General features: G+C 63.0%; 19 protein-coding genes. 9 read left to right on the top strand and 10 right to left on the bottom strand.

The window, feature by feature from the left end:
* Nucleotides 1–68: 68 nt before the first annotated feature.
* The 10 genes from M1D43_RS21525 to M1D43_RS21570 form a co-directional block, all read right to left on the bottom strand.
* Nucleotides 69–1,046 (bottom strand): hypothetical protein, encoded by a 978-nt coding sequence (locus M1D43_RS21525; RefSeq protein WP_010975733.1) that lies wholly within the window; start codon nt 1,044–1,046, stop codon nt 69–71.
* Between the two features lie 44 nt (nt 1,047–1,090).
* On the bottom strand, nt 1,091–2,413 hold the full coding sequence (locus M1D43_RS21530) for a glycosyltransferase family 4 protein (protein WP_014527193.1): 1,323 nt from the start codon (nt 2,411–2,413) through the stop codon (nt 1,091–1,093).
* Nucleotides 2,410–4,626, bottom strand: coding sequence for a hypothetical protein (locus tag M1D43_RS21535; RefSeq protein WP_013850685.1), 2,217 nt, complete (start codon nt 4,624–4,626; stop codon nt 2,410–2,412). The genes M1D43_RS21530 and M1D43_RS21535 overlap by 4 nt, the downstream gene beginning before the upstream one ends.
* Nucleotides 4,627–4,634: 8 nt before the next feature.
* Complete coding sequence (locus tag M1D43_RS21540; protein WP_003529026.1) at nt 4,635–5,339, bottom strand: hypothetical protein; 705 nt, start codon at nt 5,337–5,339, stop codon at nt 4,635–4,637.
* An 11-nt stretch (nt 5,340–5,350) separates the two neighbouring features.
* Nucleotides 5,351–6,613 (bottom strand): glycosyltransferase family 4 protein, encoded by a 1,263-nt coding sequence (locus tag M1D43_RS21545; RefSeq protein WP_017267862.1) that lies wholly within the window; start codon nt 6,611–6,613, stop codon nt 5,351–5,353.
* Nucleotides 6,610–7,455 carry a class I SAM-dependent methyltransferase gene (locus M1D43_RS21550; protein WP_013850683.1) on the bottom strand — a complete coding sequence of 282 codons (846 nt, stop codon included), beginning with the start codon at nt 7,453–7,455 and terminating at the stop codon, nt 6,610–6,612. Before M1D43_RS21550 ends, M1D43_RS21545 begins: the two co-directional genes overlap by 4 nt.
* Nucleotides 7,452–9,701, bottom strand: a complete 2,250-nt coding sequence (locus M1D43_RS21555; protein WP_014527191.1) for a glycosyltransferase family 2 protein — start codon at nt 9,699–9,701, stop codon at nt 7,452–7,454. Before M1D43_RS21555 ends, M1D43_RS21550 begins: the two co-directional genes overlap by 4 nt.
* Nucleotides 9,702–9,831: 130 nt before the next feature.
* Nucleotides 9,832–10,491 carry a calcium-binding protein gene (locus M1D43_RS21560; protein ID WP_003529018.1) on the bottom strand — a complete coding sequence of 220 codons (660 nt, stop codon included), beginning with the start codon at nt 10,489–10,491 and terminating at the stop codon, nt 9,832–9,834.
* Nucleotides 10,492–10,765: 274 nt separating this feature from the next.
* On the bottom strand, nt 10,766–12,187 hold the full coding sequence (locus M1D43_RS21565) for an HlyD family type I secretion periplasmic adaptor subunit (RefSeq protein WP_014527190.1): 1,422 nt from the start codon (nt 12,185–12,187) through the stop codon (nt 10,766–10,768).
* The gene (locus M1D43_RS21570; RefSeq protein ID WP_010975741.1) at nt 12,184–13,953 is read right to left on the bottom strand and encodes a type I secretion system permease/ATPase; all 1,770 of its coding nucleotides are present in this window, start codon (nt 13,951–13,953) and stop codon (nt 12,184–12,186) included. The genes M1D43_RS21565 and M1D43_RS21570 overlap by 4 nt, the downstream gene beginning before the upstream one ends.
* A gap of 208 nt (nt 13,954–14,161) precedes the next feature.
* Here M1D43_RS21570 and M1D43_RS21575 point away from each other — a divergent pair, with 208 nt between their 5' ends.
* The 9 genes from M1D43_RS21575 (at nt 14,162) to rfbC (ending at nt 25,495) form a co-directional block, all read left to right on the top strand.
* On the top strand, nt 14,162–14,734 hold the full coding sequence (locus M1D43_RS21575) for a MarR family transcriptional regulator (RefSeq protein ID WP_003529010.1): 573 nt from the start codon (nt 14,162–14,164) through the stop codon (nt 14,732–14,734).
* A 137-nt stretch (nt 14,735–14,871) separates the two neighbouring features.
* On the top strand, nt 14,872–16,125 hold the full coding sequence (locus M1D43_RS21580) for a glycosyltransferase family 4 protein (protein WP_014527189.1): 1,254 nt from the start codon (nt 14,872–14,874) through the stop codon (nt 16,123–16,125).
* Nucleotides 16,126–16,307: 182 nt separating this feature from the next.
* Nucleotides 16,308–17,780 (top strand): DUF6212 domain-containing protein, encoded by a 1,473-nt coding sequence (locus M1D43_RS21585; RefSeq protein WP_014527188.1) that lies wholly within the window; start codon nt 16,308–16,310, stop codon nt 17,778–17,780.
* Entirely contained in the window at nt 17,767–20,448 is a 2,682-nt protein-coding gene (locus tag M1D43_RS21590) for a glycosyltransferase (RefSeq protein WP_014527187.1), read from the top strand. The genes M1D43_RS21585 and M1D43_RS21590 overlap by 14 nt, the downstream gene beginning before the upstream one ends.
* 34 nt (nt 20,449–20,482) lie before the next feature.
* Nucleotides 20,483–21,661, top strand: a complete 1,179-nt coding sequence (locus M1D43_RS21595) for a polysaccharide pyruvyl transferase family protein (RefSeq protein WP_498814223.1) — start codon at nt 20,483–20,485, stop codon at nt 21,659–21,661.
* Between the two features lie 42 nt (nt 21,662–21,703).
* The gene (locus tag M1D43_RS21600; protein ID WP_010975747.1) at nt 21,704–22,876 is read left to right on the top strand and encodes a polysaccharide pyruvyl transferase family protein; all 1,173 of its coding nucleotides are present in this window, start codon (nt 21,704–21,706) and stop codon (nt 22,874–22,876) included.
* A gap of 67 nt (nt 22,877–22,943) precedes the next feature.
* Nucleotides 22,944–24,035 (top strand): hypothetical protein, encoded by a 1,092-nt coding sequence (locus M1D43_RS21605; protein WP_014527186.1) that lies wholly within the window; start codon nt 22,944–22,946, stop codon nt 24,033–24,035.
* Between the two features lie 22 nt (nt 24,036–24,057).
* Nucleotides 24,058–24,939, top strand: a complete 882-nt coding sequence (gene rfbA / locus M1D43_RS21610; RefSeq protein ID WP_010975749.1) for a glucose-1-phosphate thymidylyltransferase RfbA — start codon at nt 24,058–24,060, stop codon at nt 24,937–24,939.
* Entirely contained in the window at nt 24,932–25,495 is a 564-nt protein-coding gene (rfbC, locus tag M1D43_RS21615) for a dTDP-4-dehydrorhamnose 3,5-epimerase (RefSeq protein ID WP_013850675.1), read from the top strand. Before rfbA ends, rfbC begins: the two co-directional genes overlap by 8 nt.
* Nucleotides 25,496–25,498 lie beyond the last annotated feature (3 nt).

Here is a 25,498-nt window from a genome sequence, read left to right on the forward strand (position 1 = left end):
CTCCATTGCGAAGGCTGTCCGTTGGCGGCGAAGAATGTCGCAACGAGGAGAGACAAGGCCTGGCTATGTCACTGTGCGGGAGAAAAGTCGTGCACAGTTTTATCCCGGTCCGAGGCGCGCGTGCGGGCGATGCGGCCTTCGAGTTCCTCGAGGCGGCGGGCGAAGCCGAGATTGCCCGGCTGGAGCGCCACGGCCTCGGCGAGCATGTCGCGGGCGATTTCAAGTGCGCCGTCGCGGATGTGGCGGTTGGCCCGATGGTAAAGAAAGTTTACCCGCTCCACAGGTGAAAACCCTTCTCCGAAGCGTTGAAGGAACCGGTCGGCCCAGGCGGGGTGGCGAGCAATCGCCGCGATGGCGATCTGATAGGGGCGCATCGGGGCGCCGATCCGCGCCGAACGGGCAAGCGCGCGCAAACCGGCGCGGTCGTCCGCGCGGCAAGCCTCGATGAGCGAAAGCGCGCGCGCCGTTCCGGTGAAGGCCCGAACGGTGCCGTGACCGGTCATATGCACGGGGATGAGATGCGTCTCGCTCTGTATCGCCGCGATCCGCTCCGCGTGCCAGCGATCGACGGCATGGAAGGGGTCGTAGAACAGATAGGCGCGCCCGGCCGCTTGGTCGGGGGCGATTGCCATGTTCGTGTGGAGGCCCGGAGCGAAGTGGCGGACGAAGCGGTTGTCGAATGGTACGGTCTTCGGATCGATCGAGATCTGCGGGCAAAAAGCAACGGCGACGCTTGCGCCAAGACGCCGGCGATAACGCAGAGCCGCATAGCCGCCTTGCGAATGGCCGTAGAGGATGCGTTCCGGCGCTTCCGCAAGGATCGGAGCCGCAGCTTCGACCGCCGCGACCACGCTTGCCGCCGGAAACCAGTTCGGCCGCCGGCTGATGAAGCCGAGTGCGGCGATGCCGGCCTTTTCGCAGAACCGCTGTCCCCAGAAGCGGCTGCCGTTCGCCTGCATCTCCATCTCGTTGAAGGTGACGAGAAGATAGGGCGACGATCCTCGCCGATGTATCACTTCCAGGTTTTCGTCGGCGTAAACGAGCATGTGAATTCCCGAGCAGCTGTCATTTTGAGTGGAGCCGCACGCGTCTAGACTACGGCCTGTGCCGCCGCTTCATATTGCGCCGCGCCAAGAGGGCTCCGCCTGTCCTTCAGCAACCGACGATAGAGATCGGCATGCGCGCGCGCGGATTCGGCGTGGCCGGTCGGAGGCCGCAGCGTCGCATGCAGCCGGTCCCATGCCTCGGGCTTGACCAGCACGTCCGACAGCCGGTCGGCGAGATCCTGGGCGCTGCCGGCACGGAAATGGAGTCCGTCCCTTCCGTCCTGCACTTTCTCGGCCATGCCGCCGATGTCGGAACAGATGATGGGCCTGCGATGATGCAGGGCCTCCTGAATGACGACGGGCGAGTTTTCCCACCAGATCGAGGGCAGCACGACCCAGTCGACCGAGCGCATCAGCCTCGGCATGTCGGCATTCTGATAGGCGCCATAGAAACGCACCCGGCGCCCGGCATCGTCGATGAGCTTCTTCAGGCGCTCCTGGAACTCGGCCGGCTGGCGCTCGAGATTACCGCCGAAGATCATCAGGCAGGAGTCCTCGCCCCAGATTTCTTCCGGCACGCGCGAGACCGCATCGACCAGCACGTCGATGCCCTTGAAGGGTGTCATCTGCCCGAAATAGGCGAAACGGTTCCGCCGGGCGGACGGGACCGGCAGATCGCGTACCGGTGCGGCCTCGCCCATGACGATGCCGTTGTCGATCACGGAGAGCTTTTCCGCATCGATACCCCATTCGACATAGCGGTTTGCGAGGAACATGCTCGGGGAGATGAAGGCATCGGCAAGGCCGAGCATGCCGCGCAGAAATTCCTCGCGCCTCAGGAAACGGGAAACCGGGATATCGGGAAAGCAGCCATGGCAACTGATCGGCGAAGAACTGTTGCAGAGCTGGGCCGATGGTCGCTTCACCATTTGCCCGTGATTGTGACACAGCGACAGGTATTCGTGGAAGGTGACGACGATAACCGCTTCCGGCAGCGCTTCCCGGAGAGCGTAAAGCGCCTCCATCCCCATGCCGATCAGATGATGAAAGTGAATGACGTGAGGCGACAGATCGCCGACGAAGCGCAGGAGGTCGCGGCGGATCGCCTCCGTATCGCCGTTGGACAGGAAGAAGTGATCGTAATCATCCGCATGGAAGAGCACTTCGTCCACGGCAAGACGCAGACTCATGAGTGCTGACGCGCCGTGGCGCGGGACCGGATGGCCGACGCGGGCGAGATATATCGACTCGACGCCCGGCAGCGTGTTCAGGCCCTTATGCAGGCTGTGGGACGCTATCTCCGCCCCGCCCAGCGACATCGCCGGATGTCCATGCGAGACGACGAGAACACGGAGCCGCTCGCTCATGCGGAAGCCTCCTTGATGCGATTGCCTTCGCCCTGCGGCTGCGGAGCCCATCGGGCCGAAAACAGTCTTTCGTCGATCCGCTCGACGAGAGGAGCCGCGGAGGCGCTGCCGGTGGAGAATGGCTCGTCCGAGCCCAGCATCTGCACCGAAGGCAGCCACCAGGAATTGATCCCCGAACGGCTGAGCCTCAAGCCGAGATCCTGCCCCTTTTGCCGGTATCCGAGATAGCTGCCGGCAAAGCCTCCGGCGACGAGGAAAGCCTCGCGCGGCATGATGCAGCATTCGAAAGAGGCCGCCGCGATCCGGGTGAGCTTGAGCCCCGTCACTGCACTCAACGGATAACCGGCATAACGGCCCGAAAGCGAATTTTCGGACTGCGCGTCCGCCCAGGAGCCAGCCCATCGAACGGAATGGTCCTCATAGGCGAGCGTGGGCGAGATGATCCCGCCACTTTCCTCGTAGGCGGAAACCAGCCTGCCGTACCAGCCGCTCCTGCGGGGCAAAAGCGAGCCGGCGAGCAGAACGACCGTCTCGCTCGAAAGCGCGCGAATGCCGGCTTCCAGGAGATCGTAGACATCGTCCGTTTCCGCCGACATCAACCTGAGCGGCAGCCGATAGAATTGCGCGAGCTGCCTGATACGGCCGGCCTGGCGTCGAAAGCATTCGGAGTGCAGCACGAGCGCGATCGGCGCGTGCCGTGTTTCGGGATCGAGCGCCAGAAGGCCGAGGAAAGGGGCAAGCTCCTTTTCTTCTGCTTGGCCGGCAGCGACGATGATCGGCGGCCCCGAAGCCTCGTCGAACGCACCCGCATCGAGGATGGCCCCGACGCCGGGCGAGGGGCTCTCCGACGCGCACAGGAAGGGCACGATCTGCCGATCGACGATTTCCGTCAGCCCCCAGTTTTCGGGATCGATGGACTTGATCTGGCGGAGCGCCGCCTGACGCGGCGGAAGCCGCGCGGGTGTCAGCGGGAGAAAGGCCCGCCGGGAATCCTTGAGCGTCAACTCCAGGTGTAGCGGGGCCGCACCATCTGCCCCCAGTCCTCCGGCAAACACGATGAAACCATGCGGGTGGGTTTCTCGGTCGAGCATGCTTTTGAACAGCGGCTCATCGGTAAAGGCATCCGTCACATCCGAGCGCTCGAGCCGCGTCCAGCGATCGTCGAGCCGCATCTCGCTCTGTCCACGGCGCAACCGGACGCTCTGGACATGCTCATCAGGGTCGAGCAGCCAGCCGGAGATCAGAAAGGCGCTGCTGTTCGCCTGAAAGATATTGTCGACGCCCAGTCGCACCGGAACGGGAAGGGTCGAGATCGTCTCGCGCCCCTCGAAGCTGTTGGCGGCCGAACGCAGCCGGAGCAGAACGGCGGGCGTGCTGTGCGTCTGAAGCAGCACGGAGCGGATATGCCCGGGCGTGTCCGTAGGACCGGCGATCAGCCGGTGCTCATGAACCGAAGCGTAGCGCCAGCCCCCGCGCCCGCGATAGACGAGCCCCTCGACGTCTCGTGCGCGAAGCGGTTCGCTGGCCGCCAACAGACCGATGAAGCCTGCGCCACCTTGCGGAGTGTCCTGCCGGGAGAAGGTCGCGATCCCACAGTCGGCAACGACCGGATTTTCGCCGCACACAATCACGCGAGCGTTGCCGGGGTCGGCGGCGCGGGCCCACCCTCTGAGGAAGATCGCTCCCTCGTGGGTCTCGCCAACGAACTCGAGGAAGCCGTCGCTACCCTTTCGGGCCTGCGTCAGGGCAACAATTGCCGCAAGCCTTCGCCGGCCGGTCGGCATCTGCATCATCGCATCCACGAGCGAGTCCAGCACGTCGGTCAGTTGGGCGCCGGCAAGCTCCGCGAGGACCGTCACGCCCTCGCGAACCGCAAGCGTGCGGGGGCCGAAGATATAGCGCCTGGGGCTACTCTCCTGACCCAGGCGGAGGGTGGTGAGCGGACGATCGGCGTCATTGATGGGCAGCAGCGCCGCGAACCCGTGCGTGGCCGTTGGCGGCTGCGGGGCCAGGCGCCAACCGATGATGGAGGCACTCGTCGCGGTGGCGGGGTCGTCATTGACCTGCGCCGGCACCTGGCCGGCGACAGGCGCGCCCGCGCCTATGACGAGCAGCAGCGTATCGTCGATCAGGCAGGCGACAACCCTCCCACCCCGCATGATCCTCGCGGCTGTTTGCGACGTTTGAGGAAGCGCCTGTTCTGCTCCGGCCATGGTACTCCTCATGCTCCGGCGAAAAGCGAGAGGGCGGCGCCGGCGGCAAAGCCCGCGAGAACGAAAAGCAGGAGCAGCAGCGGTTTCAACTCTCCATTCGACCGCTTCTGCAAGGCTCCGAGGTTCTTCTCCATCGCTGCAACCACGCCATCGAGCCGCATCAAGTGGACATCGAGGTCGTTCAGGCGCTGCCCGATCTCGGCGGCGGCGGCAGGCCCCAAGGTCGCGCCTTCGCCGCCCTCGTCATTATGCGTTCGCTGAAGAGATCGCTGCGAGACCTGCAACTGCCGCTGGGCCGCCATGAGGACGTCGAGCTTGTCGAGAACCTTGGCAAGCGGCGCGGCGATGAGGGCTTCGGCCGCCTGCTCGTCCGGGCGCGGAACGCGCAGCTGCTGTTCGGTGCCGCGTGCATCCAGGGCCGTCACCTTGAGATCGGCGGTGCGCGAGGCTGCCGCCTCGGGAAGCGCGATTTCGAAGGCATAGCCGCCGTCGCCGATGCCGTTGCGCTTGAGATCGGGGCGATTGCGGTCGGCGACCGCCTGGGCGATGACGCTGCCGTCCAGATAGACGCGGATGGTGAGGCGCTTGTCGGGTGCTGCCGGATCGAACGCCCAGCCGAAGATGCGCCCCTGGTCGATCGCGTCGACCCGGCCGCTCATCGGCTTCGTATTATCCTGATCCGGTGCGGCATTTGATTTCTCGGCAACAGCCATCGATTTCCCCTTTATGCCGCTTCGATACGTGACGGTTCGATCGCTTCGATCAAATCGAGATAGCGTCGTGCGGTGGTGTCGATGTTCTCCGGTTCCCGCGCGTGCGCGGAAAGCCGGCGCGCCAAGGCACCGTCTTGCGCGAGGCGGCGCATGGCAGAGGCGAGCGCCCGCGGATCGTTGGGCGCAACGGTGAGACCGTTTGCGCCATCCTCGATCATCTCGGCCATGCCGCCGATATTGCTGGCTAAGACCGGCCGTCCGAGGGCCTGCGCCTCCTGGATGACCAGCGGGGCATTTTCCCACCAGATCGAGGGTACGATCGTGCAATCCACCGCTGCGACGAGGTCAGCAACGTCCTCACGCCGGTAGGGCCCGCGCTGCTGCACGGTCGGTGCCGTTTCCTCGAACAGGCGTGTGATCTCGTCGATGAAACTCTCGCTCTGGAAGGGTGCGCCGCCGTGAACGCGCAACTCGAACTCCAGCCCCTCGGCAATGAGCTGCCGTGCCGCCTCGAGTAGTACCGCCACGCCTTTCCAGGGGTTGAGATTGCCGAAATAACCGAAGACCGGGTGGTCCGAGCCGATCCGGCGGGCCGCTGCCGGCGCGTTGCGAGGCGGTAGCCCGTTGGGAATGACGCTGATCCTGTCTTCCGAGAGCCCCCACTCGACGAAGCGCTGCTTGAGGAACCGGCTCGGTGATACGAACCGGTCCACCTCGCTCAAGAGGGCCTTCAGATGACGTTCGCGCAATGTGAAACGGTCGAGCGCGATGTCCTTGAAGCAGGCATGGCACCTGTCCGGGCTCGCCCCGTGGCAAAGTTCCTTGCCGCTCGTTCTCACCATCAGCCCGTCATGGTGACAGATGGGATAATAGTCGTGCAGCGTCATGACGATCCGGCACTGTGGCAGGGTTCGCCGGACGATATGCGGAAACTCCGCGCCGAGCAGGAGCAGATGGTGGATATGGACGACCTCCGGCCTGAAGTCGCGCAGCAGCTCCGCAATATCCGGAACGACTCCATAGAGATCGATCTGGCTCATGAAGAAGCGGTCGAAATGTCCGGACCACAACAGCAACTCGTCCCCTGCGGGCCCGATGCCTTGAAAGCTGGTGCCAGGCCGCGCCTGGCGGTGGATCTGGTTCGTGGCTCCGAGAAAGAGCGCTTCGCAGCCGGCACGCTTGTAGGCGCCGAACAGGTCGTGGGCGAAGATCTCCGTGCCTCCCGGGTGGAGGGCCGGATGGTTATGAGCCGCAACGAGCACGCGCATGCTCACGCTCCGCCTCCTCGGCGTTCGGCGACGAAAATGTCCTGATAGTGCTCCGCTTCCTTCCCGCGCCAGGCGCCGAGCGCTTTCAGGGTGATTGCGAGACCGGCCCGGTCGAGGGCCCCGTCAAGAAAGCCGTCGTCGAAGCCGACGGCGGCAAGGCGGGGCATGTCCGGGACGTACCAGCACGGCCCGTCGCCATCGCGGGCGAAGGAAAGGCGCGCGTCGCGCCGGCCGCTCTCGTTGGCCGCCGCGACGTGATCGACCACGAAGGCGGTCATGAAGAGGCGGCCGCCGGGTTTCAGAAGCCTTCCGACCTCTCGCAGATAGACGAGGACTTCGTCCGGCGGCAGATGCGTCACGATCGACGTCATGATCACAAAATCGAAGTGACCGTCGGCATAGGGCAGTTTCAGCGCATTGCCGCTGATCTTGCCGCTCGGATTATAGAGTTCATGGGCAATATCGACACGCTGGAACGCGAAATTCGGATAGACCGAGGTGATGAAGCGGCGGCACCAGCCGATGCCGCCCTCGACCGGATCTATCCCGCTGTAGTGTCCCTTCTCGAAATCCAGATACTGGGTGAGCGGAACAGCCATGCGGCCGATGCCGCAGCCGATATCGAGAACGCGGCTTTCCGGACGCACCCCCCCCAGCCGAATGAAGTGGCCGAGGAATTCGACGCCCACCGCCCTGAAGGAGCCGTCGCCGACGAAGACACTGTCGGGATTAGGTTCCGGAAGGAAGCGGTTTCGAAGAATGCTCCCCAGCAGTGCCTCCACGCGTTCGTCGCGGGCGGGCAGTTCCGTTGCAGCTGTGTTTTCCTGGCGCAGCGCAGTCTCGCTCATGCGGCGGTCCTCGTTGCTGCGCCGATCCCGAACAGAGCCGGCATTTGGTCGCGGCCGCCGAGATCGGTTTTCATCAATTCGGTGATGTCGTCATTCCAGCGTTCGGTGTGCAGCCACGAATTGTACTGGCTGGCGACCCCGCGCATATAGTCTTCGCTGCGGCGGATCGAGCGGCGCTCGAAATGATAGAGACACGCCGACGGCTCGTAGGCGATATCATAGCCGCACCGGCGGATTTTCAGGCACAAATCGCTGTCCTCATAATCGCCGATCACATAATCCTCCGTGTATCCGTCCACGAGCTCGTAGATCTCCCGACGCGTCACCAGGCACGCACCGGTGATGCCGGGAACGCTGCGGGCAAGTTGAGCCGGTGCGTAGTCGCCAGGCATGCCCTTGTGGAAATGATGGTTGAGCCATATGCCGCGCTGGTCGCGAGCGAAGTAGAGTCCCGCGTGCTGGAGCGATCCGTCCTCGAAGATCAGCTTCGGGCCGATCGCGCCGAGGCTCCTCTGCTCCATCAGCGGCCGGATGAGCTTCTGCAGCCAGCCGGGCGCTGACGGAACGACGTCCGAGTTCAGCATGACGACGACCGAGCCGCGGGCGAAGCGCGCGCCGGCATTGCACGCCCGCGCGTAGCCGCTGTTGCGGTTCATCACCACAAGCTTCATCGGCAAGCCGTGGAGGAGATGCAGTCCGCCAAGCAGATGCTCCGTCTCGTCCTGAATCTCCGGCGAATCCAGAACGTAGATGATCTCCGCATTGCTTGCGAGCCAGCGATCAGTCGCCATGCCGGATAGCTGGAACCGCAGGAAGTCGAGGACACGGTAAAGCGGCACGACGATCGAGACCAAGGGCGCCTTTTCGGGCAGGTCGTAATCCTTGGTGTAGTCGACCTTGGCCGCTCTTCCCAACCTCTGCTCCACGTCCTGCAGGGCGGGGGCAAGGATCGTCCGGAAAGCCTGGTCGATCGCGTGCTGCGGCGGGACTGCGCGCAGTATTCGGTTGCGCTGCGCCGAAGCCTCGAAGGGTTGCGGCTTCGGCACGAGCGGTTTCACAGCACCGGAAGCCAGCCGCATCTGGAACCGCGGCTGGAGCAGGGCGCCCGGCGTGTCGTTCGACGGCAGCCAGGCGACAAAGCCGGTCACGTCGGCTCGCGATTTCTCGTCCGCTCCGCGTGCCCAGGCGGGAAACTCGTACCAGTTGCCGTCGAGCGGTATCGCCGTGCCGTCCTCCGTGAGGTAGTCGATGCCGGCGAGAGTGGCCGTCGGATCATGGGTCCACCCCCCGGCAAGCAGACCGCCGGAAAGCGTCAATGCGAGGTCCACCTCCGCTGAAGGATACATTGCGGACCTGCCGATCCGCCTTTCCGGGAGCGGTGTCCGTAGCTGGAGGTCGACGGCTGTCGCAAGTCCACCCTCGGGTGTCGTCGAGAGCCAGCGGACGACGAATTCGCGAAGCTCCGGCGTACCGCCCCGTTCCGCCCACCAGGCCTGGAGGTTGGCGCAATGAGGATTGCCGGAGGAGAGTTCGCGCACGGCAACGCCCCTTTTGCCGACAAGCACGAAAGACTGGGGGTATCGGGGGGACTCGACGATGAAATGGCAAGGACGAAGATTGTGCTCGCGTTGGGCGCCGATCAGCGCTGGCGACGCCAGTGGCAGGATGGCGTTGGCCCCGAGGGCATAGATGGCGCTGATCTCGCCGAAGTCGGGGCTGATCGCGGTCTCGATCAGGTATCGGCCCTGGGCGATCGGGCATGCAATCTTGGCGGGCGCCGGCCGCGATGTCAGCGCCTGAAGCGCGTCCTCGACGAGGCCGATGAAGAACGGGTCCCTGGACAGACGGAACGCGCTCCGCCAAACGGTCAGCAGATTGTTCAGGAACTTTACGCAGCCCTCCGGCGTAAGTGCGGCAAACAGGTCCTCCATGTCGAGGGGCGGAAGTTCACCGACGGGCCGGAGCAGAATCGTCTGAACGAAGTCGCTTTCGATGTAAATCTGCCCGCGGCTCGCTTCGGCGCCCGGGCGCATGGCCCAAAGCACGCGCTGGCCACCCTCCGCAAGAGAAAGGATCGTGCTGACGAGCGGGACGGGTTGCTCCGGCATGACGAGCGTGTGTTTGGCTGCCACCGGCAACTTGGCGCGAACGTCCGAGATCAATACTGCCACTTCGGAACCGATCCGAAAGGCCCTCGCGTCCTCGAAAATGCCGCTGGCGCTCCGCGTACGGTCGTCAAACGTCACACGCCACTCCTCTGACTAATTCTGGGATGGTGCGCCCCACGGGAGGAGGGCAGGGCGCACCGTTCGAAGCCAATGCGGGATGATGAAAAGCCGCCTGCGGTTTTCCACCCGCATCCCGCATCTCAAACTATCAGTGGACAGTGAAGTAGTTTTCGGGGTGGGCCTGAATGTCTTCGGCGTCGGCATTGACCAGCGTCAGCGTGTCGCCGTGGCCGAGGTCGATGACGACATTGCCGCCGACCTGAGTGATACGCGAAGCGAGATCCTCGGGCGCGGTGACGTCGAGGCCGTTGATACCCTTGGATATCTGCAGGACGTCTTCGCCGGGGGTAAAGTCGAGGATGACGTCGTTGCCGCCGCCACCGTCGAAAACGAAGATATCGCTGCCCTGACCGCCGGCAAGCAGGTCGGACCCGGCGCCGCCGTCGATGACGTCGTTGCCGGCGCCGCCGAGCAGCACGTCGTTGCCTCTGCCTCCGAGGAGGAAGTCGCTGCCGGCGCCCCCAAGGAGAATGTCGTTGCCGTTATCGCCATAGATCAGGTCGTCACCCGATCCGCCGACCAGGATATCGTTGCCATTTTCGCCATAGAGAACGTCGGTGCCTTCGCCGCCGAACACGGTGTCGTTTCCGTTGCCGCCGAACAGCAAGTCGTCACCATCGTCGCCGAAGATGATGTCGTCCCCATTGCCTCCGTTGACGAAATCATCACCCCCATGGGCGCGGATGAAATCGTCAAAGCGGGAGCCAAACAGGGCGTCGTCGTATGCGCCGCCTTCCAAAGTGGCCATCTGCTTCTCCTCTTCGTGGTTTGATGCATGCGTCATCGGCACGGAGCCGAGGATTGCGTGCCGGAGTGTGCACTGCAATAATTACGAACGCAACACAGATGCATAAAATAAAACGGCGATATTTTGATAGAAAGAGGGTGCCCGAAACATATCTCCATGCTGTGCCAATATTGGTACAATATAATTTTAGGAGTAATTCTGACGGAAATGCAGGCAAAGCGCTTCAAATTTTAAAGTAATTTACGACGAGAAGAGATATCAAGAGTTAGACAGGTCAGTCCTCCCGAAAAGCCCGGTTGAAACTGTCGGAGACTGGGGCGACGAGGTAGTCGATTGCCGAACGCGATTTGTGCACGATCAGCACTTCCGCGGGCATGCCGGGATAGAGGCGGATGTCCGGGTTGGCGGCGAGCGATTCAGGCGCCACCTCCGCCCGTGCGACGAAATAGGCAACGTTGGACTTCTCATCCACGGATTGGTCTGCCGCGATATAGGTTACCTTGCCTTCCAGAGGCAGGTGCGAGCGCTGGTTATAGGCCGTCAGACGGATTTGCGTGCTGGAGCCGATCGTTATGCTGTCGATGTCACGCGTGCTGACATGCATCTCGACAAGCAGCGGTTCGTCCTCGGGGACGATGTCGAGAAGCGGCTGACCGGGGGTGACGGCACTGCCCGGCGTCCGCAGCTGAATGTTGGCGACGATGCCGGCCTGGGGGGCACGGATTTCCAGGCGGCGAAGCACGTCCTCGGCGGCGGCGATGCGCTGCTCGACTTCCGCAAGCTCCAGGCGCGCCGTGGTGATCTCTCCGGCGATCTCCGACTGGAAATCGGATTCGATGCCGATGAGCGCAAGCTCGGCCCCCGCCATCGCCTTCTCCGCCTGCGCCTTGTCGCCCGCGAGCTCGCCGCGGGTTGCGGCGAGCTCGCTGAGCCGTGCGTCGATCTCGATGAGTTTCGAGCGCTGGGCGAAGGCTTTTTCGACAAGGGTCGCTATAGCCGTCCGCTGTTCGTTCATCAGCTCGATCTGCCTGTCGGTCGCCTGAAGCTGGGCTGTGAGAGACTTCGCCTTCTCCGAGTATTCCTCGATCGTCTTGCGCTGGATTGCCAGCCGGCTCTCCTTGGCCTCGCTCCGCTTCTCGAAAAACGCTTTCTCCGCCGTCACCGCATCCGCGGCAGCCTCGCCTTCGGAGATAAGATCGGCCGGGAAGCTCACCGCATGCAAGCCAGCCCGCTCGGCCCGCAGCCGTGCCAGTTTTGCGATCAGGCCGACACGGCGGCTCTGCAGCGCCTGCAGGTCGGAGCGGGCGCGCGTATCCTCGAGCTTCATTAGCGGCTGGCCGGGAGCGACATGGTCCCCCTCCTGAACGAGGATCCGGCCGAGCACGCCGCCCTCGAAGTGGCTGATCGTCTTGCGCTTAGAATCGACGACGATCGTGCCGCTGGTGACGGAAGCACTGCTGAGCTCCGTCGAGAAGGCCCAGCCGAAGAAACCGCCGAAAGCAACGAGGATCGTCGTCAACCCGGCGATGACGAGGCGCCGGATGGGCGAATGCGTGTTGTCCTCCGAAAGGTCCGGCTCTGGCATTGCCGCGGAGAGACGAGCCGGCGCGGCCATCGGCAGGCGGCGTTCCGGGCTTTCAGTCTTCACGGGCGGCTGCAGGTCGAGGCGAACCGGCAGGATCTTTTCCTTGTTCATGATGCGGTACCTTCGCGTCTTGTTTCGCCCGGCATCATGGTCGCCACCACATCCGTTCGCGGGCCGAACTGGCTGATGCGGCCGCCTTCCAGCACGAGCAGCTTATCGGCCACCTGCATGATGGCCGGCCGGTGGGCAATCAGGATGACGATGGCGCCGTCGCTGCGCGCCTCGTCGATCGCGCGTATGAGAGCGCGCTCGCCGAGGGCATCGAGATTGGCGTTGGGCTCGTCGAGGACGAGCAGGCGTGGCCGGCCGTAAAGGCAGCGCGCCAGCGCGATGCGCTGCCGCTGCCCGCCGGAAAGCGTCAGATGCCCATCGCCCACCGGCGTATCATAGCCGAGCGGCAGTCGTCCGATCATGTCGTGGACGTCGGCGAGCCGCGCCGCCTCGAGCACCTTGTAGGGATCGCTCTCCGCCATTCGGGCGATGTTTTCACGGATGGTTCCTTCGAGAAGGGAAACCGATTGCGGCAGATAGCCCGCGATCTGTCCGAAAGAGCTCCGTTCCCAGAGGTAGACGTTGTTGCCGTCGAGGAAGACGCCGCCGGCAGTGGGCTTCAGAATGCCGACCAGAAGCCGCGCCAGCGTGGATTTGCCCGCCGCGGAAGGGCCGACGATACCAAGCACCTCGCCGGGTGAGAGCGAGAAGTTGATGCCCTTGATGATCGGCACGTCGATGCCCGGTGCCGCGTAGACCAGCTTGTCGACGACCAGGTCGCCTTCGGAGCGCGGCGTCGGCATGGTCTGGCGAACGGCAAGGTCTTCCTTCAGTGCCGTTTCGACGCGACGCCAGCTTGCGATCGCCAACACCCATTGGCGCCAGTTCTCGATGACGGAATCGAACGGCAGCAGAAGGCGGCCCACGAGAATGGTGGTCGCCATCATCGCGCCCGGCGAGATCTCCTGTCTCATCACCAGCAGGGCACCGGTGCCCAGCGACACCACCTGGATGGCGAAGCGCAGCGAACGGGTGATCGAGGCCATCGCCCTGCTTCTGATCCCGCTGGCCTCCAGCACGCTGAGCGCGTGCAGTTGCGCTGCGCGCCATTTCTGGGCGAGCGCCGGCAGCATTCCCATGGCTTCGATGGCTTCGGCGTGACGTAATGTCGCACCTATTTTCGACACTGCCTCAATATTAGCCTGGCTTGCCTCTTTCATGAGCTGGCGCGTCAGGAGGTCGTTGAGAAGGCCGCAGCAGACGAGTACCACGACGGAGATCGCACCGATCAGTCCGAAGAGGGGGTGCAGCAGGAACAGAACACCCAGAAAGATGGGCGACCAGGCGGCGTCGAGGGGGGCGCTCACCGCCGAAGAGGTGAGGAAGCCGCGCAGCTCGGTGAGGTCGCGCAGCGACTGCGTCGCGCGCGCAAGTCCCTGATCGGCCGATGCCTGGACGGCGGCGGTCAGGACCGGCAGGTTCAGCCAGCGGACCACGGCGCTGCCCATGGCCTGAAAGGTGAGGGCGCGAATGTAGTCGAGCACGCCCAGAACGATCAGCGCGCCCAGGGCGAGAATCGTCAGCATGACGAGCGTATCCATGCTCTGGCTGTTCAACACCCTGTCATGCACCTGCATCATATAGAGGGGCATGGTGAGCTGCAGGAGGTTGATGCAGGCGCTGAGCAGGGCTGCATAAAGAAGCGTCACGACGAACACTCGCCGGGCCCGCAGAACCAGCAGCTTCGGCGCGATTGTTCCGTTTTGCGCCGGTGTTGCCCGGTTGGGCCCCTTGCTAATCAAAGGATTTCGAACAGTATCACGCATGGGGCGATCTTCTAATTAGCGCATTCGCGGGTTTCATGGGGCGATCTGGTCCAGATTCACTCAAATCACAGTATTGTTGCGATAAGTGTGACACAATAAACATCGCCAGCTCAAGAGCACGCAATTTCGGGGCAGGGGTGTTATGAAATTACTTCAAGTTTTGAAGTAATTTTCCGGAATTGGAAGTACGTTCCCAATGGAGAGAGGGATGAACCACAGGATACTCTATCCGTTCGCAGACTTTGGAGACACTGTTGCAATCCTTCCCGCGAATGAAACGCAGCGGAAAGGCCTCGATACCCCTGTAGACGATCGTGACGGAGATGATTCGCTCGTCACCTATTTCGAGCTGGCCCGGGTCATGGAGCGTGCAAGCCGCCGCTTTTCCGGCCTATTGCGTGCGGAACTGACAAAGCTCGGGGTCGAAGATATCGGTCCCGCGCAGGCGATGGTTCTTCTGGCCATCGGCGAGGCGGAGCTCTCGGTGGGAGAGCTTCTGGACAGGGGCCACTATGTGGGTTCGAACATCTCCTATTATCTGAAGCAGCTTGCCGACGGCGACTACATCGACCGGATCGCTTCGCAGCGTGACAAGCGTTCGGCCCGCATCCGGCTTTCAGAGAAAGGCAGGCAGCTTTGCGCCGGCCTGCGACAGGCGGCTAAGGGCTACGAACGCGCCCTCAGCCATGGCGATCAGGACCGGCGGAATCTGGAGACCGCCTTCCAGACACTACACCGCCTCGAACTCGTCTGGGGGAATGCCGCACGCTACGGCATCTGATGCTCCATCTGCATGTTCCTCAAAGCGTAACCGAGCAAGGGCGGTAACATGCAGGAAATCCAAATATTGCAACGAGCTTTGCGCGTCCCTTCGGACGCGCGGCGCTGCAGGTGTGATCGATCACTGACAAGTGGCTTATGAAGATGCATGTAGCATTCGTACACCGCCGTGGGTTCGGCCAGTTCGCCGCCCTGGCAAGACATCTGGCTGAGGCGGGGAACGAGGTGACGCTGGTGACGGAGACCGTGGACCAGCGGATACCTTCCGTCCGGGTCGTCCGGCATCGGGCGGAACCCGGTCCGCAACCGAATCCCCACATTGCGCGCCATCTTGGCGTTCCCGACCATCATGTCCGGATCGGACACAGGGTAGCGGAAACCTTCGACGCGATGGGCCGCCTTGGACAGAGCCCCGACATCGTTCTTGGTCATATAGGCTGGGGCAGCATGATGTTCGTGAAGGATGTCCTGCCGCGCGTGCCGGCACTCGGCTATTGCGAGTTTTTCTATCGGTCGGAAGGGGCGGATGTCGGCTTCGCGCCGGACGACCGTCCCGACTCCGAGACGCGCAAACGCTTGCGCCTCCGCAACATCGCGCAGCTGCTGTCGCTGGAGGCGATGGATGGCGGTATCAGCCCGACCAATTGGCAGAAGAGCCTCTATCCAGCCGACGCGCGGCAACGAATCGCCGTTTGCCATGAGGGAGTGGACACGCGCCGTTTCCGCCCCGACCCGGCGGCTTCGCTGAAGCTGCCGGACGGGCGCGTACTCAAGGCCGGCGATCCCGTCGTCACTTTCGCGGCACGGGACCTCGAGCCCTACCGGGGCTTTCCCCAGGCGCTGGAGGCGGCGGCGAAGGTCGTCCGGCGGCATCCGGACGCGCTGTTCGTCTTCGTCGGCGGCGATGGGGTGAGTTACGGCGCGCCGCCCCCTGGCGGGGGATCGTGGAAGGATCATCTGCTTGCGTCTCTGGATGTCCCGCGTGAAAGGCTCATCTTCCCCGGCGTCGTGCCGCATTCCGTGCTACGTCAGCTTTTTCAGATATCGGCGGCGCATCTCTACCTCACCTATCCTTTCGTGCTTTCCTGGTCGGTGCTTGAGGCAATGGCCTGCGGCGCTCTTGTCATCGGCTCCGATACCGCGCCGGTTCAGGAAGTCATCCGCTCCGGCCGCAACGGTCTTCTCGTCCCGTTCTTCGATACCGATGCGCTCGCCGAGACGATCGTCGGGGCATTGAACCGCCCGGACAACTTCCGCGAACTGCGCGGCGCCGCGCGCAGAACGGTCGAGCAGAGGTTCCGGTTGGACGACTGCCTCGCGCGCCAGTTGACGCTGATCGGCAATCTCACCGGTCGAAATGCTGCGCAAGCGAAAGAAACGCAGTTTGTCTGAATATTGCTTCAATTTTTGAAGTATAAATACCGGGCAAAACCCCAAGAATCTATTGTTGTGCACTGCGGAATCCACGGATATGGTTTGCTTCATGAGGTTCTGGAGCGCGAGTATTTCCGGGCCATCAATTTTCATCTTCTGGATAAATCGATTTATTCTGGGGTCGCTGCGTGCAAGAGTTGATGTCTTCTAACGTGAGGCAGTCGCCGGCGAAGCGAAGGCTGGTTGTAGCATCCGGTCTGGACCGGGAAAATTTCGAAGGGAGCGAAATCGAGCATCTGGTTCATTTTCTCGAACCGGCCGCAGCTTCGCGATTTCCCCTGCAGAACGCCTTTCCTCTGATCGCGCTTGCCTTCTCGGATGAGGGTGAAGCCGATCTGCGGGAAGGGCTCGCGTCCATCAATGCTCTTGGTACCATCCCCGAGATACCGCTTCAGCGGATCGACGCGGACGGTAAAGCGGAAAGCCTTGCGCTCGTGCGGTCGCTGGTGGAGGGAGGAGTGGGTCGGCTCTCCCGTTTCACGTCGTCGGTAACCGCCGAGCTCGCCATTCTCCGGCGTGAGCGAGAAACGCTGCTCGAAAATTACCGCGCGCTGGAGGATGCCTTTCAGGCCCGCAATTGGGAACCGGTCGCGGAGATATTCGCCCACGACCCTTATGCCGACCCGAAGGACGAGGGCATCGGGCAGCTCCTTGCGACCGGCTGCGTCGAGCAGCTTCTTCCGGTCTCTAGTCTTGGCGTTGCGGGGGTCGCGCTGCACCTTCATTCCGTGCCCAGGGACGGCGGCGAACTGGTCGTCATGCTGGGTTATGTCGAGAATGGCGAGGGCGTGGCCGAATGGACCGTGCCCTATGCGCAGCTCGCGGCAAACTGGAATTTCCTCGCCCTGCCGCGCGCTTGCGGCGGCGCCGCGAGAACGCTGCGGCTTAGAATCTCAACGACCGGCACGGAGACTGTAGGGCTTTCACTCGGCTATCCGATCGCGAGCGAGCGGTACACAGCCCGCTCGGAAACCCCGCATCCCGATCTCGATCTCCGGCCCCTGGCGTTCCGCGTCTTTACGGGACTGCCCGGCGTCAAACCGACGCGCATGCCGAACATGATCGCTCCGACCGCCTTGCTCGAAGGCCACTTCATCGAGGATTATCGTCTGGCGGTCGAATTGCTTAGTCAGATCGTCGACGTTTCGGTCACGCCGGTCGTTCCCGAATTCCAGACCGTCCGCTTCCTCGAGCATGAGAACGCGGTCGTTTGCCACCCGCTGCCGAGTGGAATCTCCGCCGGCACGATCGGCCGCGCAGTGGAACCCGGCACCATCTCCTTCTCCGCAAGCGCGATCATCGATCACCCGAAGGGCGCACCCGCGGCCGTGAGCTTCCTGCTCGCTCCGGCGAACTCCAATGCGCGCTCGGAAGTGGCGGAACTCGCGCGCAAGGGTGCTGCCAAGCCCTCGGCCTTCTTCAGCGGCTGGCGCGAGGTCACCTCCGAGCAGGCGGTCAACGTGAACTTTCAACTGGACAAGCCCGTGCGCGAGCCGATGGACCTCATGATTCTCAGCCGCGCGGTGACGGATACGGTCGATTTCTCCTGGCTCAAGGTCTCCGGCTTCCGATTGGTAAAGCAGTCCGCAGGGGCGTCCAATGTCCGGAAATAAGGAAAACTCGGACCTGATCGTGGTGGCAATGCCGCTTTATGGCCACGCAGCCCTCGTCCTGGAGGCGATCGAGTCCGTGCTCGCTTCGAAGCTTGCCGGGTGCCGGGTGGCAGTGGTGGTGTCCGTCGATGGTGATCCGCGACAGGAGACATTCGATCAGTTGCTGCTCTATGCGGCGGCCCATCCTGCGGTTCATGTGCTTTTCGGGGCCAATGCCGGGCCGGGCGGGGCGCGCAATCGCGCGATCGACTACGTGCTCGCGAATCTGCCGGAAGCAGAGGCCGTCTATTTTCTCGATGCCGACAATCGCGTGCTGCCCGGGACCATCGAGACTCTCTACCGGCAACTGCGCGCCAGCGGCTGCGGCTGGATCTATACCAATATCGACACGTTTTCGGTGAGCTGGCGCGCCCATTACGGCAATCGCTACTCGCGGCTTCTGCACTGCATCACGGACAATATCTGCGACACCGGTTCGATGATCTCGATCGACGTTTTCCGGGCGGGGGTCCGCTTCGACGACGACAGGCAGAACGGTTTCGAGGATTGGGAGTTCTGGCTGTCCTGCATCGAGCACGGCTTCGTGGGGGCGCCGTGCCACGACACGACCTTCGAATACCGGCTGAGGGCGGAAAGCCGCTTCAAGGAGGCGAACCGCGATCGCGCCGCCTCGGTGAGCTTCCTCAGAAAGCGCCACCGGGCGCTGTTCCAGCGGCCAATGCTGGTCGATTTCGAGCACGAGGAATGCCCGCGCTATCTTTTCGCACGGACGGAAGATGCCGCCATTTCGTTCTTTACGGATCCGACCAAGACGCCCAGGCGTCTTCGCCTCGACGATATCATTCCAGCCTTCTGGGCGAGCATCGGCGAGCCTGACAACGTTCACTTCCCGCCCTTCCTGATCGCCGGAAGCGGTGCCACGCTCGATCTGCTGCTGCGCTCCCGGATGCTGCCGAACGTGCTCTCCCATCTGGAGCGCCTGAGCGAGAAGGCCAACGTGGTCTTCGTCCAGCTCGGCAACGATGCGGCTCAGCGCAAGATCGAGCCGGTCTTCCTGGAGGCCGGCGCCCAGCACAACGCACCGGCCGACCTCATCTTCCTGTCCACTTCGCTCGTGCGCGACGTCATTCATAACAAGGCGCTGGACTGGTTTGCCTCCATCGGCAACCAGCAGGTCTGGCCGACATCGGCAATTCTGAAAGTCCGCTTCCCTTTCCCGAGAAGCCTGCCGCGCCGCTCGCTCATCACGCCCCAGCAGGTGATGATCAATTGCGTCAATGCCATCGCGACCAGTCCGCTGCGGCGGACCGCCGGCAAACGCTGGACCTGGCGTCCGGCACGGCTCGTTCCCTATTCCGACCTCCACAAGGCGCTTCGCCACGAGATCGGTGGCTCGCCCGTGTTGCCGCTCGGTCATAGCGAGGGAAGCAGGAAGACCGCAGCCCTGCTTGTTCCGAATGCATCCTTCGGCGGTGCCGAGAAGGTCGTATATGCGGCCTCGCGCGAGCTGAAGGCCGCCGGCTACGAGACCCATCTCTTCGTGCTCGGCACATCCAGGATGGATGTGATCGACGAGTTCGATCAGAGCTTCGACTATATTCACTTCTGGGACCAAGGCATTCCCGCCTGGGGCGGCTCCGGCTCGTTCCTGGGGCAGGACTTCATCGCCGAGGGCCACGACGTCGATTGGGCTGCGCTCAAGGGTCAGCTTTCCGGCTTCGACCTCGTGATCAACAATCACGTCATGGCGGTGCATCCGCTTATCGCGCGGTTACGCTCGGAGGGAACGCGCACCGCCTGCTACCTTCACGTGGTCGACAATACCTCCTTCAAAAGGCCCGCCGGTCAGCCCTTCGCGGCGATTGCCCACGAGCATTGCTACGATGCCTTCCTGACCTGCTCGGAGCAGCTCAAGATCTATCTGCACAGCTTCGGCGTTCCCTATGAAAAGATCTTCGCCGTCCCCAACGGCGCGAGCTTCTCCTTGCCGCCCAAGGTTCTCGCGGAGGTGCTGTCGGTCAGGCGCATCGAACGCAAGGACGATCGGCTTCGGGTCCTCTATATGGGTCGGCTCGATCAGCAGAAGGGGATCGACCGTCTCGCTGCGGCGTTCGCCGAATTGCGGGCTTCGCGCGTGCCATTCGATGCCCGGGCGATCGGCGGGGAAATCCTCGCGGATGCCACCTTGTCGTGGACGGATCGCCTGAAGGACCTCGGCGTCGAGGTGCGCCCGCCGGTGTTCGCAAGCAAGGACCTGATCAAGGCCCTCGGTTGGGCGGATGTCCTTCTGATGCCGTCGCGCTGGGAGGGCGCTCCCTTGATGATCGCCGAGGCGCAGCAGCTCGGCTGCGTCCCGATCGCGACGGCAGTCGGTGCCGTCGACGAACTCATAACCGACGGCGAGGACGGCATCCTCATCGAGGCCGCCGCCGATCCCCAGGTGGTCCGGGACATGGCAAAGGCCATCGAGGAGGTGGCCAACAACCGCCAGATGCTCGCGCCCCTCATGGAGGGGTGCCTGAGAACGGCGGCACGCCGCTCATGGACGTCCTCCTTTTCCGAGTTCCTCGGCTGGTGCGACCGTTCCGTGAACAATTCATCGCTTTCGCGCGCAACGGTCATCCGTGGGCGCGAAGCATCCAATCCCGGAGTTGCGGCCGTGGGCTGAGGCCCCGCCGGTTTCAAGAAGAAGGGTCGATTGCATGCGTCCACGGATCCTCGTGACGGGAATTCCTGGTCATTACACGCGCCTCGCCAACGGCGCCCAGGGATTATCCGTCTCCTATTCGGAGCGACAGAAACAGCCCGAGACGAAGGAGGAGTTTCTCCAGGAGCTTCGCAATATCAGCAATACGGGAAATTACCTGATCGGCGAGGGGGCGCTGCGCGCGATTGCCCCCCATGCGAAGCAGGTCCCGTTCTGGCACCTCTATAATTGCAGCCAGAACGGCGTCGGGCTCGACGAGTTCAACGCCAATTTCGACATCTGCGTCTTCACCTGCGCGAACCTTCTGCGCAAGGGCCTGTCTGCGGATGCCGAAGCGGAAGTGCTGGGCAAGCTCAAGATGCCGATCGTCATGCTCGGCATCGGCCTGCAGAACCGCCGAGACCTTGAAAACAGCCTGCCGGAGGGCACGAAGCGGCTTCTGGACGTTCTCAAGGAGCGTGAGCACTATTTCCTGACGCGCGGGTTCGAGACCGCCGGCTTCCTCAAGGACCAAGGCTTCTCCTATGTGCAGCCGACGGGCTGCCCTTCGATCTATCTGATGCCGCACAACATGCGCACCTCGCTGAAGAAGCTGCCCAATGTACCGGTCGGCAAGGCGCGGACCATCTTCTCCGGCTATCTGGGTGCCAACCACGATTGCATCGTCGACGCCGCGGCGCTGGCGCCCGAGGGTTCGCGTCCCCAATACGTCATCCAGGACGAGTTCCTCCATTTCGACATGAACGTCGAAGCGAACGGCGACGGCCGCGTCTACGACTCCGCCTCCGGCACGATGCTCGGCGAACTGAGCTATCCGGGCACCGAAAGACTGAAAACGCCCTTCGACGTGCGGACCTTCTTCGATACGAACCAGTGGCGTGCGTGGGCGTCTTCCATGGATTTCAATTTCGGCCGGCGTTTTCACGGCTCGATCATCGCGATGCAGGCGGCCGTGCCGAGCCTGATGGTGGCAGTGGACGACCGGATGCGCGAGATGCTCGGTTACACGGGCCTGCCGGCGATCGACGCAGTCGAGGTCGACAAGGCGGAAAACCGCGCCGAATTCGTCGCCGACCACCTGGCCGGGCTCAATGCGTCCGAACTGGTCGACAGGTATTCCGATCGCGAGCGCACGTTCCGCTCGGCGCTCCTGGAGATCGGGATCGGGCAATAAATCTCCGCGAGCGTTTGCAGGCTCTAATCTCAGGTGTAATCGATGCGTATCTTGCTTACGGGAATCCCGTCCTATCTGCAGCGAACCGTCTCGGGCGTGTCCGGCGCGGAGGTTCGGCACAGGCCCTATTTCGACGAGGTCAGAACCAAGAAGGAACTGATCGAGCAGGTCAAGAAGATCGCCAATACCGGCAATTATCTGATCGGCGAGGGCGCGGCCCATGCTCTTCGCGGGCATGACGTCACCTATTTGCCCTTCTGGCATCTCGTCAACAGCAGGAACTCCGACGAGGCTTATGAAAGCCTCAACGAGGAATTCGACATCTGCGTCTTCGCTTCGGCCAACCTCCTGCGCCCGGGCTACTCGGCGGATCTCGAGGCGGAAGTCTTCGAGAAACTGAAGATGCCGGTGGTGATCATGGGGATCGGTATCCAGCGGAGGGAAGGGCTCAAGGAAAACCTGCCTGCCGGCACGCTCAAGTTCCTGGAGGTGCTTAGGAACAAAGAGAGCTTCTTCCTCACGCGCGGTTATTTCACGGCCGAGTTCCTGAGGGAACAGGGCATGAAGTTCGTGAAGCCGACGGGTTGCCCCTCGCTCTTCTTCGCGCCGGCCGAGATGAAGCGTTCGCTTGCCGCGCTCGCCAATCCGGAGCTCGCTTCCTCTCAGAAGATCGCCTTCGGAGGCTATCTCGGAAGCGTGGCCGACACGATCGTCGACGCCCACGCGCTGCTGAAACCGGACAGCGTCGCGAGCTACGTCATCCAGGATGAGGTAGTCGCCTACAATCTCTCCCTTCCCGTGGACGACGACTTGCCCGTCTACGACCGCGCTAGCGGGCGCATCACCGGCCAGACCGCCTACAAGCATTCGGAGAAATGGCAGCGCAAACACGAGCTCCTGGTGTTCTTCGACACCAATCAATGGCGAAGCTGGGTCTCCGCGCGCGATCTCTGCTTCGGCCGCCGTTTTCACGGCTGCATCATCGGCATGCAGGCGGGCGTGCCGTCGCTCATGATCGCGGTCGACGATCGCATGCGGGAAATGCTGGAATTCATCGGCTTCCCCTACATGGAGGCGGCAGTCTGGAACCGGGAGCAGGACAGGAAGGCCTATCTTGCCAGCTTCCTCTCCAAGATCGATTCGCAGGCTGTCATCGACCGGTACTCGGCCTGTGAGACCAACTTCCGCAATGCTCTGGCGCATGTCGGGCTCTAGAGCAATTCCGGGGAAAGTTCGAAGCGGTTTGCGGCCCGGAACTTCGGCGAAACGAAGAGCGGGAGCATTGCTCCTTGGCGCTTTGCTGACGCTTTCCGCACCCGCGCATGCCGATGAAGCTTCGGCGGCTCGCATTGGGGTCAATCGGATGAATCTCGCCTGGCTGTCCCGGGGCGACCAGGAGAGAATTCTGACGGACATCGCCGCCAGCGGCGCGACGGATGTCCGCCTTTCGCTTTCGCGTCCGGTGGACAAGAGTATAGAGGCGCTGGCAATCGCCCACCGGCTGGGTCTGCGGATCCTTCTCGAGATCCAGCTGGGAAACAAAAGTTACTATCCCCAGAGCGTAGGACCGAGAACGGGCCATGGCCGCATCTGGGATGTCTATCGACTGTCGGACTTGGATCTCGCCCGGTATCGCAAGGAATTGCAGCAAGCGCTTCAGCGCATCGATGCCCTCGGCATTCGTCTTGTAGCGGTCGAGCCGGGAAACGAAATCAACTATGCCGGCTACAACGGCGATCTTGCCGTCTATCGTAAGCCGGGCGCCCGGACACCGCGCAGCATCGCCGAGCTACGGGAGCGGGCAAGGTTTGAACGCGGCCTCGACAACTACGTCAAGGCGCTGGAGATCAGCCGATCGGAGCTGCGCAACACCGTGCACAGCCGCGACGCAGCCATCATTTCCGCCGGTCTCTCGGATATGAGCGCGGCAGAAGCCGACAGGCGCGGGATGGAACGGCTCGATCCCGGCGAATTCGTCGCCCTCCTTCGTCAACGCGGCATCGACAGTCTGGTCGATGCCTATGGCATCCACATTTACCCCGGAAGGAAAGCCGCGCCCGCCATTTCAGCGCGGGTCAGAAGCCTTCTCGACTTCTGCCGGACCGCGGCAACCGGCAAGTCCTGCTGGGTCACGGAATGGGGGATCGCAAACAAGGCGCGCTCCTGCCCGGTGGACGATCGATCGCGAGGAGAGGCGATCCGCGTCATGCGCGCGACCTTCGGCGAACTGATCGACGCGGGCCGATTGACCGCTGCCTACTATTACGACTGGGACACAGAGCCTTCCTATAGCCTCTGGCGCTGCGGCAAGCTCAGTCCCGCCGGCGCCGCGGCGATCGGACCGGGCGACGGTGCAGGAGCGCAAGCACGATGATGACCTCGACCGGAGTGGGCGCATGAAGGGCATCATCCTTGCGGGCGGCCGGGGAACCAGGCTCTACCCGGTTACAATCTCGGTTTCGAAGCAACTGCTCCCCGTCCATGACAAGCCGATGATCTATTACCCACTCGGCATGCTGATGCTGGCCGGTATTCGCGAGATACTGGTGATCACCATGCCCCGGGACCGGCCGCTGTTCGAGGAGTTGCTTGGGGACGGCAGCCAGTTCGGCCTCGCGATCTCCTATGCCGAGCAGCCGGAGCCGAACGGGCTCGCCGAGGCCTTCATCATCGGCCGGGATTTCATCGGCAACAGCTCCGTGGCGCTTATCCTCGGAGACAATATTTTCTACGGCGCCGGCCTGCCCGAGCTTTGCAGCGATGCAGCGGCCCGGCCGAGCGGTGCCACGATCTTCGCCTATCGTGTGGACGATCCCGAGCGCTACGGCGTCGTCAGTTTCGATGGAGAGACCGGGCGGGCCGAGACGATCGAGGAGAAACCTGAGCTGGCGAGATCGAGCTGGGCGGTGACCGGTCTTTATTTCTATGAAAACAGCGTGCTTGAGATCGCTTCTTCAATAAAACCTTCAGCACGGGGCGAACTGGAAATCACCGATGTCAACCGGGCCTATCTGGAGCGCGGCGACCTTCACGTCTGCCGCCTCGGGCGGGGGTATGCCTGGCTCGATACGGGCACGCACGACAGCCTGCACGATGCCGCTTCCTTCGTGCGCACGATCGAGCACCGGCAGGGTGTCAAGATCATGTGCCCGGAAGAGATCGCCTTAGAGCTCGGCTACGTTTCGGCGGATCAGGTGCTTCAGCGTGCCGACCTGCTCGGTAAAAACGACTATGCGATCTATCTTCGGCGACGGGTCAGGGAGCTCTCGGATGCTTGAAGTCAGGTCCCTGGGCCTCGACGGGGTTCTGGAAATCGTTCCGCGCAGACTCGGCGACGAGCGCGGCTTCTTTTCGGAGACCTACAATGCGGAGACTCTCGCCGCCCACGGCGTCGCGGCGATCTTCGTACAGGACAACCATTCCTATTCCGCGGCTGCGGGCACGCTGCGCGGCCTGCACTATCAGCTTCCGCCCAAGGCGCAGGCGAAGCTCGTTCGCGTTGTTCGAGGCAGGGTGTTCGATGTCGTGGTCGACATTCGCAAGGGTTCGCCGACCTTCGCGAAATGGGTCGCTCTCGAACTCTCGGCGGAGAAATGGAACCAGATTCTGGTGCCCGTCGGCTTCGCCCACGGCCTCGTGACGCTCGAGCCGGAAACGGAAGTTCTCTACAAGGTAAGCGAGCATTACAGCGCTGAGCATGAGCGGTCCATCCGCTACGACGATCCTGAGATCGGCATAGGCTGGCCTGCCGCTACCGACCGTCTGCAACTGTCCGCGAAGGACAGGAACGCACCACTGCTCCACGAATCCATTCTTTTCGAGTTCACCGCGTGAGGG

It is taken from the genome of Ensifer sp. R1-3 (assembly GCF_056739175.1).